At 73.7% G+C, this 247-nt stretch carries 1 protein-coding gene; it reads right to left on the reverse strand.

Annotation, left to right across the window (positions count from 1 at the left end):
* The coding region (locus WA788_RS35845) for a hypothetical protein (protein ID WP_335984737.1) at positions 1-227 on the reverse strand (227 nt) is incomplete at its 3' end.
* Positions 228-247 lie beyond the last annotated feature (20 nt).

Below are 247 nucleotides of genomic sequence, written 5' to 3' on the forward strand. Positions count from 1 at the left end.
GCCGCCCAGAACCGGGCCTCCGCCTCCGACGACGCACCATCCCCGCCGACGACGGGCGCCGCACCCGCCGACTCCAGCCAGTACCGGCGCCGCTGGAACGCATACGTCGGCAGATCCACCGTCACACCGACCGGCACAACCCGCCGCCAGTCCACCGGCAGCCCGCCGACATGCGCCTGCCCGAGGGACCTGAGCAGCCGCGCCGACCCGGCATCCTCCCGCTCCAACGTCCCCACCGTCAGAACAT

This window comes from Streptomyces sp. CA2R106 (genome assembly GCF_037034245.1).
In the GTDB taxonomy this organism is placed as follows: Bacteria; Actinomycetota; Actinomycetes; order Streptomycetales; family Streptomycetaceae; genus Actinacidiphila.